Below are 16,974 nucleotides of genomic sequence, written 5' to 3'. Positions count from 1 at the left end.
CGTCTATTGTGAGTGGAATCTTTCTAATACTGACTGACCGATAAGTATCTTCCCCCATTTGCCCCAAGACGGTCATTTCATGGCAAAAGTAAACGATAAATTCTGATATCTGTACTTAAGTATAATTTATCTCATAAAGTTTTAACCTAAAAAAGCATTTTGCAAAAAAGCACTCCCCCTGTAGTCAGATTTTAGATCCAACTACAGGGGGAGTGGGTAGAAAGAAGATTATCTCGATATATCCATCCTTCTTGTATCATCATAAAAATCATATTAACTAAACTTACCATTCTTCGACAGTTACTAGTCCTTTTTCAATAACCATCGGAAACGAAAGCGTTTTATTGGTAGCCGCAAATGAAACCATGATTTTACCAGTTTTAATCCCTGTAACTTTTCCTTTGCCAAAAGTCGTATGCCTGACAACCGTGCCTATGCGGAATTTGGACAAATCAATCTCTTTAAACGTAAGATTATCTGTTTCCTCTGAAACGTTATCTTGTTCCAATGTTTCTGGGATAGTATATATTTTTTTGCTAGTTAAAGACCTTTGGACCGGTTGTTCTACAATGATCTTTTTCTTAAAAGGGTTTTCCTGCATCGAAGCATTTTGTGCTGTCGCCATCTCTCTATATTCGTCTTTTGAAATGACAGTACTGAACAAACCAATATTTTCATCCGCAACATGTCTGTTAATCCCCGTATACTCTAACGAAGAATCTTCGTAACGCTTAAAATTATAAACGGCGCTATTCATCAGTGAATCGTTAAAAATTCCTATAGAAACAAGCAATTCAAAATCTTCGATAGTAAGACCCGTTACTTTTTTAAAAAGTCCTGGTTCAAACTGAGTGATGACGTCTTTCAAACTAAATTCACGAAAATCTGTTAAGTACATGAAAATTGGTATTCTAGTAGCAAATTTAATAAGTTTTTCTTGAATTTCTTTTCTCTTAGCCTTATATTCTTTTTCCTCTTCCGAAAGTTTTTTCTTTTTTTTCGGAGTCATTTCTTCATTTCCCTTAGACTTAATCTTTTTAACTGCATTAGACTTATTAATAATAGTTTCAATATCTCTATTTAGACTACGAAAACCTTCTATATTCATAATAGCATTCATTGCGTCTTCATTATTAAGAAGTCTCTGCAAGGTTTCATTATCTACATTTACAAGTAACGCAGATTCCCAGCGCCGTGCCAGTAATGTCGCTGACGTACCGGCCATCGTAATATCGAGAATATCCGATGCAGAAACAGCAGTCATCGTACTTCCATCAAAAGCCAGAACAGGGAGAAAATGGATGAAATTGGCAACCTTTTTTTCCGGATTTGATTCTCGAATATTTAACCTACAACTGTAGTCAGAAATCTGTCGAAGTGCACGATCGAGCGCAAAATCAAAAATGTAGGAATTTTCTTTCATAATTTCTTCCGTCCCGTCTTCCTTCTTAACGGTCCAAGGAGATTGCACACGAAAGGCTGCCTGGAAATAGGTTTCAGGAGAAGATAAATTACGCAACATAAAAATACCGGTCCACGGTTTAATAGTTACACCCGTTGTCAATTTACCACAAGAAAGTGTGATTGTCTTGGTTTCAAGTGGCGAATCCATAGAAGTACGTACCGGTCCAAGAGCTTCCAGCCCGACACCTGCTGCCGCTCCAGCACAGACATTTACATAGTAGTCATGATAGAAGACATTTTGTGCTTCCGCAAGTAGATTTGCCATAGCATAACACGAAGCTACATTCGGTAAAAACCATAAAGTATGATTTAAAACAGAAAGCATTCGAGTATCAGAATATGGCATAACAGGTTTTGCATTCTGACCTAGTTTCAAATCATCAAGCGATGAAGGAAGATAGGCACCACGAATCAGGTTAAGCCATTTCTGAACAGAGTCCTTATAAATAAACTGTGCAGTTTCAACCTTACCTTCTATTGCCGGTTTTGCTGCAAAAAATACATTTAAATCAAATTCATTGAAATCTTCATTATATGCAATACGTCTGATTTCATCAGGAATTCGGTACGTCATTAAAACAATTTGGGGCATAGATGCATAGGGATTAGGCCCATCATGATAATCCCAGTTTTGTTTTGCATTTTGTTCATCAGAATAAGTCCAAGAGAAGATTTGATCTTCCATAAACTCACCTGTGTTCAATGCACGAAAAGGAGTTCCCGATAGAAATAGATAATAATTCGTAGTAATTGGTAAAAAAGTTTCGTTTATAGCATTGTCAGCCTCATCGTTCTTATATTTTTCAAGATCAAGTTCATCATAGCTATCATCATCTTCGTTTTCAAAAAGCTTCTTTGCATTTTCGCGCCAGGCACCGAAATGATATTCATCAAAAATGACCAAGTCCCAATTCGTAGTGTGCACCCATTCATTTTTGACTTTTATACCACCTGCAACATTAGTTCCTAAGAAATCCTGAAATGATCCAAAACAAACAATGGGTTTATCAGGATTCATATCCTCTGGCTTTACTCCTGTCCTCCAAGACAAATCTCGAGAGTAAAATTGCCAGCCTTCAAAATCCACATGTGTATTCAAGTCGGTTTCCCAAGACTCTTCTACAGCAGGTTTAAAAGTAAGAATTAACACACGTTTCAAATTCATTATCTTAGCCAGTTCATAAGCAGTAAAGGTTTTACCAAATCGCATCTTAGCATTCCAAAGAAATTTTGCCGAATGATTTGGATTTTCTCTTTTTTGCGATTCAAAATATGCTTTCGTCATTCGAACAGCACGAGCTTGTTCTGGACGCATAGAGAAGTTTTGTACTCGGTGCGTAATATTTGTTTTATAATGCTTGACTGCATATATCGCTTCCTTGACCTGCTGAACAGAACATTTAAACCATTCTGTTTTTTTACCGTCCTGATCTTTGAGGGCATGAATATGATTTGCTTCCAGTAATTTATGCACTGCGTGGTCATAAAATATCTCTCCAGCTGCATTTAAAGCGGATTCGGTATATTCAACTTTATAAGAACACCCAGGAGTAAGAGTCGGATAATGCTCATGCATACGGTCTTTTACGGGACGGTCGGTATAACCAATTTTCAAACATCCAGGGAATCGAGTATCGGAGTATACATATAGGCTAGGATTAATATCTTTTTTGGGATGAACATATTGATCAAAAATATCAGGCATCAGCGACTACCTCCAATATTAGCTATCTTTGAATCTATAAACAACCACTCATCATCGTTAATATCCCATTTTTTGCAGAGCATCTCATCTGTATACACACCTGAATATTTCTCTAAATGCGGCACAAAACGAAATTTTTCTCTGGTAACATCTTGTGAAACTACACATTGCAATAAAAGGAATCTTGCAACTTTTGTATAAATATAACTTTTAAAAGATTCAACTTCCGCTTTGGTAGTCGCGGAAAAAAGAACTATAAATGACTCGGTGCAGCAAGTTCCTGGGGGAACTATTCTGGTATTACCATCATAATAAAAGCTTACTGGTTTAGTAAAATCTGTTTGTCCTGCAATAGGAGAACGTGGTGCCAAAAACTTCCATTTATCAAGAATATTTCCACTATCAGTCACATCCTGAGGGTCTGCATATTTTAAGCCTATCTTTTGAATAAATTGACATGGTATCCCGTGACTTTTGGGTTTATAAAATGTACGTAATCCAAAAGGCTTTGATGGAGATACAGTCTCATTCATGTATTTACCTTTATGATGCTTTACTATCTTCCTTACAATATCGACAGCTTTATTAGAGCGGATAAAAACATCATATTCATCAAGCAACCTAGTCTGAGAAATATCCTGATGATTACTTGCACAATTCACAACTTCACATAGACCATCATGGTTTCTATCCCATAGGAAATAACAAGCTCCACCAGCTAAATCAACCCCTGGAAAAACATCCTTAAAGCTCTCATAATCAACAAGTTTCGAAATTCGTTTGTCCTGCAGCATCATTTTTCTAAATTTTTCTAATCCCCTGCCACCGGAAAACCATCTTGACGGAATTATCATTGAAAGATATCTTGGATTTAATTTTAGAGCTTGCTGCACGAAATGTTGATAAATAGGCATCGCACTTTTCCCGTGTCCACCGTCCTCTAATTGATAGGGTGGATTACTGATGATTACATCAAACTTCATTCCAAAAATCTCCTCTGGTTTTAATGTATGAATGAATTCATATGCATGATTTTCCATTCCTTCACGCATTACATCATTTAATTGATTGCTATAGTTTATACCGCAAAAAATGCAATGTCCCTTTGAATTAGTTTTATCCCACTTATGCTTAACTTTATGGAACAGAATATTCCCATATACACTATCGAATTTAGTAAGCGAAAATGGACTATTTGCATATTTAGAGCAATATATAGAACGCCTAGATAGGAGTGAGGTCAACTCGGTTATAGCAATTCCATATAGCTGGTTCTTAAAAATCCAGTCACAGCGTTCCTGCAAATTTGGGATTTTATCTGCCAGTCCGACAATTAATCTTTTTGCAATTTCCCGTAAAAACACACCTGACTTACAGGCTGGATCTAAAAATTTTGTATCCAGACTGCGAAAAAGTTCTTGAGGCAATATATCGAGCATATCATTTGCTACATCGGGTGAAGTAAAAACCTCGTCATTGGACAAATCCGCCAGACAAGAAAGCACGTCTGGTTTATAAATACTCGTAAATAAATCAGGATTAAGTGGCATATTGCACCTCCCAAAAATCTATAAGTGGATACTCTTTAATTGGAGCGGGTATCCATTCTTTCATTTCCTCGTCATATTCCCAGCCTACCATATCAAAGGACATTTGTACTTGCTGAACTCTCATTAACGCATCAAGTGTATAATCCCTTCGTTTTATCTTATTACCAGTAATGAAATCCCACTGAGCAAATACGATAGGTGTCCCATCATTTTTCAGAAGCGTCAATGCATCGCCACATAAAATATTTTTACCAAGGATATATTTTGCAGCAGTTCTTACTTCATCCATTATGTCTTCTTTACACTGAGTAAGATAATCTTTATCCCAGATTTTGAACAACCGTTCGCGGCATTCTTCTACATTATCCTCTAAAATATCAATCCCATAAATACTAGTAAGTGCCAGAAAAGAATTTTTCGTATATTCCAAATTATTCCTTGTATATTGTCGTTTTACCCTAACAAGTTTTCGCCTTAAAATCTCCGCTAAAAAGTTTCCATTACCACAGGCCGGTTCTAAAAAACGGCTTTCAATACGGTCAGTTTCATCTTTAACAAGGTCAAGCATCGCATTAACTTCTTGTTCGTTTGTAAATACTTCTCCATGATAAGATACACGATTCTTCGACTTTATCTGTTTTGTCACGTAAAAATTTCACCTCAAGTCACTCTATAAAGACTTTTAAAAGATTATTTATCAGCCACGGTTTCCACAATTTCGTTTATATTGCAATCTAGTGCTTCACAAACCTTAAGAAGCACATCCGTAGTAAGATTTTCGCCCTTGCCTAATTTGGCAAGAGATGCAGTGCTGATACCACTTTTTTCACGCAACTCTTTTTTAGTCATTTCTCTTTTGGCCAATAATACCCACAAAGGTCTATAGCTTATATGCATTAATACCTCCATAAATGCTCTTATTGCAACATCTTAACCATCGAACCGTCTAATCGAAATAAAAGTTAGTAGATTTTCTGAAAAATACGAAGCCCCCTTTTTACCATAACGGTTAATTCCCAATTAAGACGCAAACAAAAGTATGTACAGCTGTGTTTTGGATTAATTTTTCTCAATTCGTTAAATATACTTAAATCGAAAAAGAAATTTTCAATCCACAACTCTTTGTTTAAATTATATCTAATGATTATCCGATGGTCAATTTTAAATTTGTATTCATAAACTTTAAATTGACCATTAAATAATATTCTTCCCGTAAAACACGTGACTCGACTAACAGCCATAGACCTTTATGGCTAAAAACCCGCTTTCAAAGACTTGCCTTTCAATTCATTCAAACAAATATGTATTTCACACATTACATTTCCCTAAAAGAATTTTGATTACTTCTCAAGTAATCAAAAAAGTGACCTAACAAAATCCGGTACAAGACATCATTATCAGATGACCTGTACCGGATTTTCTCATGCAGCATCCAATTTTATGAAACTTATCAGTCTTCCGTCCCCTTTCGGGGATTATGGTTCTTAACGTTGGTCATTGACCAACAGAAGTACTTCAGTTTTAAGGTGTTTCCGTCCCCTTTCGGGGATTGTGGTTCTTAACAGCCCCCTTACGGATGGCATAACCAAGCCATCGATTTTGCCGTTTGCGGGGCGGATTTTATTTTTCTACTATTTCCGGTATTATCTGTGAAAACTTCTATCATAAAGGCTTAAAACCTGCATGTTCATCATATCGGGGCAGAATGTTATAAAATCCATTGGTTTCTTTACATTATACCATATTTTTAATCTTCAAGAAAAATCCAGTACAGCCTTTCTTAAGGATTTCAGTCACCTATTAATCAGATCCTTTTATAGAAGAAGTGCCATCAAGGTGGGAAAAATGGTAATGCGACGAAAAAGACGTTGCTTCTTCACAGATGCCCCTAATCGGGCACAGGAACTCTTTCCATATCTTGGTCGTCAGTTTTTATTAATCGACTTCAACAGGCCTTCTAATTCGCGCCTATGAGGGTTTTCTCCTATATAAAAAGAAGGCTGTACGTCGTGAAAAAAATTCATACGTACAGCCCTTATATGGGGAAGTCTCCCCTCCTAATATACAAGGACGTTTCAATCCACGCACCCTAAGGGTGCGACTGCGAAAGACTATATGTTTCGCTTTTTCTTATAAAAAAAGGACGTCCCATGACAGGAGTCACGGAACATCCTTTTTGTTCGGAGTCAAACGATGATCTTATTTGCCTTCAAAGGTCGGTTTACGTTTTTCTACGAAAGCAGCCATGCCTTCTTTCTGGTCGTTCGTGGAGAAGCAGAGACCGAAGACTTCAGCTTCGTAAGCGATGCCGGTTACGACGTCGCAGTTGATGCCGCGGTTGATGGCAGCTTTGGAGAGCTGTACAGCGACCGGAGCGTTCTTAGCGATCTTGCCAGCCAATTTGAGAACGGTCGGCATTAATTCTTCCTGAGGAACGACTTTGTTTACGAGGCCGATAGCTTTTGCTTCTTCAGCACCGATCATGCCGCCGGTGTAGATGAGTTCTTTAGCCTGGCCGCGGCCAACGACGCGGGTCAAGCGCTGGGTGCCGCCGAAGCCCGGGGTAATACCGAGACCAACTTCAGGCTGGCCGAATTTTGCGTTTTCTGCTGCATAGCGGATGTCGCAAGCGCAGGAAAGTTCGCAGCCGCCGCCGAGGCAGAAGCCGTTGATAGCAGCGATAACGGGCTGAGGCATGTTTTCGATTTCCGTGAAGACGTTCTGACCGAACTGGCCCCATTCGCGGCCTTCAGCCGGAGTCTTGGTAGCCATTTCTTTGATGTCTGCGCCAGCTACGAAGGATTTTTCGCCAGCACCGGTGATAACGACGACTTTAACGGCTTTGTCGACAGCGATCTTTTCGATAGCGTCTTTTAATTCCGTAACCGTGTCGAGGTTCAAAGCGTTCAAAGCTTTCGGACGATTGATGGTAATCGTTGCAATACCGTTTTCTACTGCACAAAGAATGTTCTGGTAATCCATGAGATAAACCTCCTAAAACAACTGATATAAAGAATAGTATAGAATGAGTATAGAAAACGACTGTCTTTTCCAGAATGGACTCCAACAGGCCGGACCGCCCCCGGGATGTTGGAAAGATACGCCGTTTTATGGACTAAAGTTTAAAAATAATACGGGGTGTGATAGTCACGCCCCGTATTCAATTAGCACAATGCTAACTTATTTCGTGTAATCGTAGAAGCCTTTGCCAGTCTTACGGCCGAGGTAACCAGCCTGGACGTATTTTTTGAGCAGCGGGCACGGACGATATTTGGGATCGCCAAAGCCTTCATAAAGAACTTCCATGACGTGGAGAACAACGTCGTTACCGATAAGGTCGCAGAGAGCCAGAGGTCCCATGGGATGGTTGAAGCCGAGTTTGCAGACGTTATCGATGTCTTCTTTAGAAGCAACGCCTTCCATCAAAGCCTGGATAGCTTCGTTGAGCATCGGAATGACGATACGGTTGCCGGCGAAGCCCGGGAAGTCGTTAACTTTAACCGGAGTTTTGCCGAGGTCTTTCGACAACTGTTCGATCTTAGCGTAAGTTTCATCAGAGGTTGCGATGCCGTTGATGAGTTCGAGCAACTTCATGACCGGAGCCGGGTTGAAGAAGTGCATGCCGATAACTTTATCCGGGCGTTTCGTAGCAGCGCCGATCTGAGTGATAGCCAGGGACGACGTGTTGGAAGCGAGGATCGTGTGTTCCGGGCAGAGTTCGTCAAGTTCTTTGAAGATAGCCGATTTGATCTTCAAGTCTTCGATAGCAGCTTCGACGACGAGGTCGATGTCTTTCATGTTTTCAGGTGTACGGGTTACGAAGCCAGTAATGCGAGCCATCGTTGCATCTTTTTCTTCCTGAGTCATTTTTTCTTTAGCAACTAATTTGGTCAGAGATTTGTCGATTTTGGCCTGGCCGCCAGCGATGAATTCGTCTTTAATATCGTTCAAGACAACGTCCCAACCGTGCGTAGCGAAAACCTGTGCAATGCCGGAACCCATCGTACCAGCGCCAATAACCATTACTTTACTCATGTTTAACTCCTCCTTCGTCGCGTGATTTTTTTCACTAGATTATCCTAAAAAAAAAGTCACACGCCTCATAAATAAGATTCACTGCTTACATTGATAGTATACCACACACACCAAAAAAATCCACTAAAAAACGGCACTTTTTTCATTTTTTCACATTTATTACATGCATTTTATGCAAGTCGTTTTAAGTCAAGTTACTTATTATCATTCTTTAATACAATTATATCATAGAAATACGTTACGTTATGAACTTATGTTATAAAAGTTACGTCTATTTTTCACAAAGTGAATCGGTATCCATAACCAATGGGAATTATCGGTCAATCCGGCCGGAGTTTTCCCTAGGACACCGATAAAAAAAGTGCCGCATCCGGCAAAGCGGTACGGCACTTGATCTGTCTTATTTTCCCCCATTGAGGGCTTTTAAGAGGGCGCCCCGTTTTTCATAGGAAGCGCGGTACATCTTGGTATTTTCTTCATCGGGAACATAAGTGGCTTTAACTTCCAGCTGGCGTTCGAGGGCTTTCTTCAAGTCTTTGATATCGCCGGCCGCGTAGGCTGCGACGATGCAGTTGGTCGGTACGGCTCCGCCGGCAACTTTCAAGGTAACGACCGTCGTATCGAGCATGTCGGCCTTGATCTGGTTCCACAGTTCGTCCCGACTGCCGCCTTCGGTAATGGTCAGGTGCTTTAAGCCGATACCGGCTGCCCGGTACTGGTCGGTGACTTCCATGTAGTCGTAGCCGATGCCTTCGAGGACGCAGCGCCACATGGCCCCTTGGTCGGAGTCGAGGGTAAGTCCCGTAAAGGTCCCGCGGACGTTGGGATAGGCGCTGTCGCCGCCGGTAAGGTAAGGCAGGAACATGGCCCCTTCGCAGCCCGGTTTATGGCGCTTGGCCAGTTCGTCGAGGGTTCCGTAGTAGTCGTCCCCTTCTTGTCTGGCAATGCTGTCTTTGAACCAGCGAAGAGCCAAACCGCCCGTGCGGACCATGCCCCAGTAGAAGTACGTGCCCGGCAGTGTCCCGGAGTTAAAGATCAGGTTGCTTCCGGGGACGGACAGTTCAGGCATGATGCCGTCCGTTGCGGCGCAGAACATGGCACAGGTCCCGGCGACGTCGACGGCGTTGCCCGCTTCCAAGATGCCGCTGCCCATCATGGATTCCATCGTATCACCGGCACCGGCGCAGATGGGAATGCCTGCGGGAAAGCCTGTTTCCATAGCGTCTTCTTCACAGAGATGACCGATGATGTCCCAAGGCTTTACGATGCGCGGCATGAAGTCTTCGGAAATGCCCAGAATATCGAGCTGTTCCTTGGACCATTCTTTTTTGACGACATCATAGCCGAGGCCCCATCCAGACATGGTACCCCAATCGATGAAGGCGTCTTTGCCTTTAAGGCCTGCCAGGTGCATCAATACGTAGGGGCAGTTATGGACGAACTTGACGCCCTTTTCTTTCCAGGCCGGGACGTTTTTCATGAACCAGCGGGCAAACATGGCCGGGAACATCATGTTCGGTTCGGCATTGCCCGTTTCCCGTCCCCAGATATCGAGGTTCTTGGCTTTCAGGGCTTCTACATCGTCGCGGGTACGGCTGTCGAGGTAGTTGACGTAAGGCGTAATGGCCTTTCCGTCTTCGTCGATGCCGGCGATGCCGCAGATGATGCCGTCGCCCATGATGGCCCGGACGTTACCGACGTCCCAGCCTTTTTCTTCCATCTGCCGGCTGCAGGACGCCATGCACTGTTTGATGAGGCGGTAATATTCATCGACGTCCATCTGAACCCAGCCGGGCTGGGGATAAGCCAAATGGGTCTTGGCCGTATCCATGGCCAGGCAATGCTGTTCGTCGTCGTAAACGGCTACTTTGACGCTCTGTGTACCGGCGTCGAATCCGAGATAATACTTATCACTCATTGATACCACAATCCTTTCTTATCAGCCGTGGCAGTCCTTGACCATGCCGCCGATGCGCCCGACAAGGCCCGTCGTCGATTGGTTTGGCTTGGGAAAGCGCTTGAGGCTGGTCAGGGCTTCGACGTAACAGAAGTATTCTTCCATCGCCGTTTCGATGGCCGAAAGGGTCTGTCCGTCGATGTGTTCAATGAGGGCCAAATCGTGCTGTTCATAGCGGTTGATGTAGCCGTAAAGCGAGGTAAAGGTACCGGTATGTTTGGTATAAGAACAGAAGAAACAATACTCGATGACGGCGTCGCATTTTTTCAGCGTCTGCTGCTCTGCCGTACTGGAAAATTCCGGTCGGTCCTGGATGATGGTCTTGATCCAGTTGTTGATAACGCCTTCAAAAAAGGTAAATAACGACAACAGTGCCGCCCGATAGTACCGGCGGGATAAAAAGATGCCTTTCTTCGTTTCCTTTTCTTGCTGCATGACAGCCCGTTGTTTAAATGTACAGTAGTCTTTCCACAGTTCTTCGTAGATCGAAGCCTGCAGTATATCCATATCACCGTTTTTGAAAATGGTGACGTCAATCTTGGCCTTCATGAAATCGGCTGTCCTCCTACTTCGATAGTTTTAAAAAATCTGGTTCTTTCTCGGCCATGCGGCTGAGGATCTTTTCGTACCCGCCGCTGCCGTATACGAGACAGCGCTTGATACGGCTGATGGTCGCCGTGCTGGCGCCGGTCTTTTGGACGATATCTTCGTAGATGTCGCCGGCTTTGAGCATGCGGGCTACTTCGAGCCGAGCCGAAATGGCTTTCATTTCCTGAATGGTGCAGATGTCTTCGAAAAATTCATAGCATTCGTCGACGCTCTTGAGTTCCAGTATGGCCCGAAACAGCTGGTCGTGCAGGTGATCCCGTAATTTTTCATTCACTGCCACGATATATCCCTTCTTTCGCTTACAGATTTTGTCTTGCTGAGGCCGTTCCTTTAGTCGGCTAAATACAAGAATTATTATACGGCAATACGGTCAATCTGTCGAGAGAAAAAGCCCCTCCTAAGGGAGAGGCTCTGTTTCTTATAGGCTCGTTTACATGGCAAAGAGATCGATTTGTTCGTCTTCCGGAAGGTCGCCTAAGCAGCCTTCTTCGCTCATGGTGTCGATGAGCGACTGGGATACCTTGCCGCGCATCTTGAGGTCGGCTTTGGAACTGAACGGGGCAGCCTCTCTTGCGGCAACGATCTGTTCGGCAACATTGGCCCCCAGGCCGTCGATGGCCGTAAAGGGCGGCAGGATCTTGCCGTCGCAGATGGTGAATTTCGTCGCTGCCGAGCGGTTGAGGTCGACGTTCAGGAAGGAGAAGCCGCGAAGGCTCATTTCCTTGGCCAGTTCCAGGGCCGAATAGAGGTCCTGTTCGATCTTGGACGCGCTCTTGCCCTTGGCGGCGATGGTTTTCATGGCCCGTTCCTGCCCTTCAAGACCGTGGATCATGGCCGACAGTTTGAAGGCCTTGGCCCGGATGGTGAAGTAGGCGCAGTAGTAGGCCAGGGGCTGGTTGATCTTATACCAGGCGATGCGGAAGGCCATCATGACGTAGGCGACGGCGTGGGCTCTCGGGAAGAGGTAGCCGATTTTCTGGCACGATTCGATGAACCACTGAGGAATGTGCCCTTCTTTCAATTCGCCTTCGTAGTCCGTCGTCTTTTGGCCGAGTTTGTTGGGCTTATCGATGCCCTTGCCCTTACGGACGTTTTCCATGACTTTAAAGCTCGTCTTGGGTTTGATGCCGTGTTCGATGAGATAGTTCATGATGTCGTCACGGGTCGAAACGGCTTCCTTCAAGGGAACCGTCCCCGACGTGATGAGGTCCTGGGCGTTGTTCAGCCAGACGTCGGTACCGTGGGAGAAACCGGAAATACGGACCAATTCCGAGAAGGTCTTGGGCTTGGTATCGACCAGCATCTGACGGACGAAGGACGTCCCGAATTCGGGGATGCCCAGGCTTCCGACTTTGGAACCCAGTTCTTCCGGCGTGACGCCGAGGGCCTTGGTCGAGCTGAACAGGCTCATCGTCGCCGGATCGTCGAAAGGAATGGTCGTGGCCTTGATATGGGTCATATCTTCGAGCATGCGGATGACCGTCGGATCATCATGGCCGAGGATGTCGAGCTTGACCAGACGGCCTTCGATGGAGTGGTAGTCGAAGTGGGTCGTGATGATGCCGCTGTCTTTCTTGTTGGCCGGGTACTGGACGGGGGTAAAGTGATGGACGTCCATGTCGCGGGGGATAACCATGACCCCACCGGGATGCTGGCCCGTCGTGTTCTTGATGCCCGTGCAGCCCGAAACGAGGCTGTTGACGTAGGCGTCGTTGACTTTGATGCCCTTGGCTTCGGCCCATTTCATGACGTAGCCGTAGGCCGTCTTATCCTTGACGGCGCCGATGGTACCGGCGCGGAAGACGTTGTCTTTCCCGAAGAGTTCTTCCGTATATTTATGAGCCTTGGGATGGTATTCGCCGGAGAAGTTGAGGTCGATATCAGGGACCTTGTCGCCGTCGAAACCGAGGAAGATGGCAAAAGGAATGTTGTGGCCGTTCTTTAAGAGCGGTTCGCCGCATTCGGGGCAGGTCTTATCGGGCAGGTCGAAACCGCCGCCGTATTCCCCTTTGGTGTAGAAATGACTCCAATGGCACTTGGGGCAGACGTAGTGCGGCGGCAAAGGATTGACTTCGGTGATGCCTGACATGGTGGCCACGAAGGACGAGCCGACGGACCCACGGGACCCTACGAGGTAACCGTCGTCGTTGGAGTGTTTTACCAGTTTATGGGCGATGTAATAGAGGACGCCGAAACCGTGGCCGAGGATGGATGTGAATTCTTCTTCCAACCGATCTTCGACGACCTTCGGAAGCGGCGTGCCGTAGATTTCATGAGCCTTTTCGTAGCACATGTGCTTCAAGGCTTCCGACGAGCCGGCGATCTGCGGGAAGTACAGCGTTTCCTTCGGGATCGGGCGGCAGTCGTCAATCATGTCGTTGACCTTATTGGGATTGGTAATGACGACTTCCCGCGCCCGGTCTTCGCCGAGGTAGGAAAATTCTTCCAGCATTTCGTCCGTCGTCCTGAGGTACAGGTCGGGCTGGAATTCGGCATCTTTAAAGCCCTTGCCAGTCATGAGGATTTCCCGATAGATCTTGTCTTCGGGGTTCATGAAGTGGGCATCGCAGGTGGCGACGGTCATTTTCCCCAATTCGTCGCCGATTTTTAAGATCGTCCGGTTGATGTCGCGCAGCCCTTCTTCATCGGCCACATAGCCTTCGCGGACTAAGAAGCCGTTGTTGGTCAGGGGCTGGATTTCCAGGTAATCGTAGTAATCGGCGATCTTCTTCAATTCTTCGTAGGGCAGTTTCTTCTGGACCATGGAGCGGACCAGTTCGCCGGCTTCGCAGGCAGAACCTAAGATGAGGCCTTCGCGGTATTCGTCGAGAACGGCCCGGGGAATGCGGGGACGGCCGCGGTAGATGTATTTCAGGTGAGAGATACTGACCAATTTGTACAGGTTGCGGATACCGGTCTGGTTCTTGGCCAGGATGATGATGTGGTACGACTGGTCGATCTTGTCGTCAAAGAGGTAGCCTTCGACGCCGTAAATGACCTTGACGCCGTTGCTCTTATCGGTCGAGATTTCCTGCAGCAGCGGGAAGGACTGGACGACGCCGTGGTCGGTGACGGCAACGGCTGGATGATGCCATTTTTTGACGGTCTTGATGAGCTGTTTGACCGTGATCAAGGCGTCCATATCGCTCATGACCGTATGCAGGTGGAGCTCGACGCGAGGCGTCGGGTTGTTGTCTTCCCGTTCGACGGTCCCGCCGTCGGCAGCCATCATGTCATAGGCCATGAAGACGTAGTCGTTTTGGTAGTTGTCATATTGGATATTGCCGTGGATGCGGACGTAGGCGCCGGGCTGCAGTTTCGTTTTCAAGCAGTCGTATTCTTCCGGCGTCATGGTATTCTTGCGGCGGAACTTGCCGCCCCCGCCCTGATTGCTGACGTCGAGGAATTTTTTGGCCGAAATACCGTTGGTGCTGTCGGCCATCTGGAAGGTCAGGAGGATGCGCTTCGATTTCAATTCCCGGAACTCGACTTTGACGACCTTGCCCTGGAGGACGACGTCGTTCTGCTCTTCGCCGAGGACGTCGTTGATGGGAACCGGCTGACCGCCAAAGGCACGGCCCATCCAAACCCGGCTGTCGCCGCCGGTCTTGGTGCCGCTTCCCTTGCTTTCTTTGGTGACGCTGCACGAGGAAACGGAAGCGCACTGGCAGGCCTTCTTATAGTCTTCATCCTGATATAATTCTTCGTCGACGTCGTAGAGGGCTTCGTACGAATCCTCATGGGGAATGCCGTAGCCTTCGAGGTCATCCGTCGAGATGTCGGCAATCTGCCGCAGGGGATCGTTTTCCGGTACCGCCAGCGACATGTCGCCGCCGTGGAAGACGGACGTCACCTGGTGTTCGACAGAGACGTTGCCTTCAAGGCCCAGTTTCCGGCAGACCCGGTCGCGGAGGAGGTCCATATCGCCGAGGGCATAAGACGACTCGGTCTTGACCTTCCACCAGTGACCTTCGACGTCAGCTGCAATGGAGGCAACGGCGACGGTCTGACCGCCGTCGACGGGAATCAAAATATCATTTTTGGGAACAATATGCCAAACCTTCATAAACTATCCTTTCTTTCAGGCACGGTGATCAGGCTACTCTTCGTCGTAGTCTTCGTCAGCGTTTTCGTCGCCATTCGGGTCATCGCCGGCAGGCGCTGCCGTGACGTTGAATTCCATCATATCGTGCGGCGCGTTGAGGAGCGGATCCTGAGGCTGGAGATCCGCCGTGCTGACGACTTCTTCACTGTCTCCGTCGGGCGTCAAGACGATGGCGTCGTTGGGATCGTAGTGCGACGTAATGAGGTCGATATGACGGTCGCCGTCGCTGTAGGTTACGGTCCGGCGGATGGTGATGTCGTGGCCGTCGTAGCCAAACTGCTTCAGCGTGTCGTCACTGACACTGTCATCGTGCTTCTTTATGATCTTGTGAGGTAAATTCTGGAGATGTGTCGTTTCAAAGGTGACCGTACTGGTATCGGCGTGGTTGCCTAAGATGTACGTCGTCACCGTATTGGCCCCGACAACGGTATAGACGGCGACGGGGTGCTGGAAGGGGTTGGTAAAGGCGAAATCAAGGCCGTCATCGGCAACGGTGGCATCCATGCCGACAGGGACATAGGCTGCCGGAGCGAAATGCGGTTCCCGACTGGCGATGAAGAGGCCGGCCCGGAGGGCTGCGTTGAATAAGGTTGTGCTGACCTGGCAGACGCCGCCGCCGACGGATTGTTCCAACCGGTTTTCAAAGTAAGACGGGGCCTGTTTATAGCCTTTATCTGCCGTTCGCGTGCCGACGTATTTATTGAATGAAAAGTCCTGTTGGCTGGCAACGAAGGCATGATTCAGCCGTTCCTGGGCCAATTTGATATTCGTATTGCGGTCAGGATTGCTGTTGTCGAAATGGGTCGTGTAATAGGACAACACCGTATCGATGTCCTTTAAGTCACCGCTCTTGACATCGGCCTGCTGCCGACTGTCAATGGGCACGTCGATGTCGCCGGTCTGGCCTTTATGCAGGCTGTCGGTAATGGAATCCTTGAGGCCTGCCGTATTGATGACGATGCGGTCTTTTTCCGGTTCGACGGCGACGGTCTTATTGTCTTCCTTGACATAGGCAAAGGCATTTTCCGGATCCTTATCGTGTTTATCGTGAAGATCCGTCAGGGCCTTGTCGAGTTTTTCTTCATCGACGGCAATGGCCAGGGGGATGTCCTTGCCATGCATCAAGGTCGTCGCGACGTCAGCCACGCGCTCCCAGGGCATGCCCTGCCGGCCGATGAGATGGAGTTCATCGTCGATGTAATCGCGGTCGAGTTTGGCACCGAGTTCATCGAGGCTCAGCGTCGTATCGACGCCGTCGGCTGCCAGGTGGAGCTTGCGCCCTTCGATATCTTTGGCATGGAGATCGAGATAGTTGGCAATATCCTCTTCGGTCATATCCTGAACGGAATGGCCGTCGAGGGTCACCATCTGTTCGGCCCGCGTCTGGGCGGCAAAGAACCCGCCGAATCCCAGGATGCACAGGGCCACGACTGCACCGCCTATTTTCTTCCATGACCGAGACTTCGGAGCCGGCAGCCCATGCTTTTCACGATACCGGCGGCGGTATTCCTTCATTCTCTCTTTTCGTTCCTTTTCTGCTTCCGTCACG

At 46.6% G+C, this 16,974-nt stretch carries 11 protein-coding genes; all 11 read right to left on the bottom strand.

Features of this window, described 5'->3' with window-relative positions:
* Nucleotides 1–283: 283 nt before the first annotated feature.
* On the bottom strand, nucleotides 284–3,169 hold the full coding sequence (locus tag HMPREF3201_RS02060; RefSeq protein WP_062411507.1) for a GIY-YIG nuclease family protein: 2,886 nt from the start codon (nucleotides 3,167–3,169) through the stop codon (nucleotides 284–286).
* Complete coding sequence (locus HMPREF3201_RS11845) at nucleotides 3,169–4,719, bottom strand: Eco57I restriction-modification methylase domain-containing protein (RefSeq protein WP_062411506.1); 1,551 nt, start codon at nucleotides 4,717–4,719, stop codon at nucleotides 3,169–3,171. Before HMPREF3201_RS11845 ends, HMPREF3201_RS02060 begins: the two co-directional genes overlap by 1 nt.
* Nucleotides 4,709–5,365 carry a hypothetical protein gene (locus HMPREF3201_RS02050; protein ID WP_062411505.1) on the bottom strand — a complete coding sequence of 219 codons (657 nt, stop codon included), beginning with the start codon at nucleotides 5,363–5,365 and terminating at the stop codon, nucleotides 4,709–4,711. The genes HMPREF3201_RS11845 and HMPREF3201_RS02050 overlap by 11 nt, the downstream gene beginning before the upstream one ends.
* Nucleotides 5,366–5,409: 44 nt before the next feature.
* Complete coding sequence (locus HMPREF3201_RS02045; RefSeq protein ID WP_227163159.1) at nucleotides 5,410–5,628, bottom strand: helix-turn-helix domain-containing protein; 219 nt, start codon at nucleotides 5,626–5,628, stop codon at nucleotides 5,410–5,412.
* Nucleotides 5,629–6,918: 1,290 nt separating this feature from the next.
* Complete coding sequence (locus HMPREF3201_RS02040) at nucleotides 6,919–7,701, bottom strand: short-chain-enoyl-CoA hydratase (protein WP_062411503.1); 783 nt, start codon at nucleotides 7,699–7,701, stop codon at nucleotides 6,919–6,921.
* A gap of 198 nt (nucleotides 7,702–7,899) precedes the next feature.
* On the bottom strand, nucleotides 7,900–8,754 hold the full coding sequence (locus HMPREF3201_RS02035; protein WP_062411502.1) for a 3-hydroxybutyryl-CoA dehydrogenase: 855 nt from the start codon (nucleotides 8,752–8,754) through the stop codon (nucleotides 7,900–7,902).
* A gap of 400 nt (nucleotides 8,755–9,154) precedes the next feature.
* Entirely contained in the window at nucleotides 9,155–10,672 is a 1,518-nt protein-coding gene (locus HMPREF3201_RS02030) for an FGGY-family carbohydrate kinase (RefSeq protein WP_062411501.1), read from the bottom strand.
* A gap of 21 nt (nucleotides 10,673–10,693) precedes the next feature.
* Entirely contained in the window at nucleotides 10,694–11,260 is a 567-nt protein-coding gene (locus tag HMPREF3201_RS02025) for a hypothetical protein (RefSeq protein WP_062411500.1), read from the bottom strand.
* A 16-nt stretch (nucleotides 11,261–11,276) separates the two neighbouring features.
* Complete coding sequence (locus tag HMPREF3201_RS02020; protein WP_044503058.1) at nucleotides 11,277–11,600, bottom strand: YerC/YecD family TrpR-related protein; 324 nt, start codon at nucleotides 11,598–11,600, stop codon at nucleotides 11,277–11,279.
* Between the two features lie 150 nt (nucleotides 11,601–11,750).
* Entirely contained in the window at nucleotides 11,751–15,386 is a 3,636-nt protein-coding gene (locus tag HMPREF3201_RS02015) for a PolC-type DNA polymerase III (RefSeq protein WP_062411499.1), read from the bottom strand.
* Between the two features lie 33 nt (nucleotides 15,387–15,419).
* Nucleotides 15,420–16,973: a VanW family protein gene (locus HMPREF3201_RS02010; protein ID WP_227163158.1), complete on the bottom strand. Its 1,554-nt coding sequence runs from the start codon at nucleotides 16,971–16,973 to the stop codon at nucleotides 15,420–15,422.
* Between the last annotated feature and the right edge of the window lies 1 nt (nucleotide 16,974).

It is taken from the genome of Megasphaera sp. MJR8396C (assembly GCF_001546855.1).
Taxonomy (GTDB): domain Bacteria; phylum Bacillota; class Negativicutes; order Veillonellales; family Megasphaeraceae; genus Megasphaera.
The sequence above is the reverse complement of the archived record's forward strand: the minus strand, read 5'-3'. Positions and strand labels throughout refer to the sequence as shown.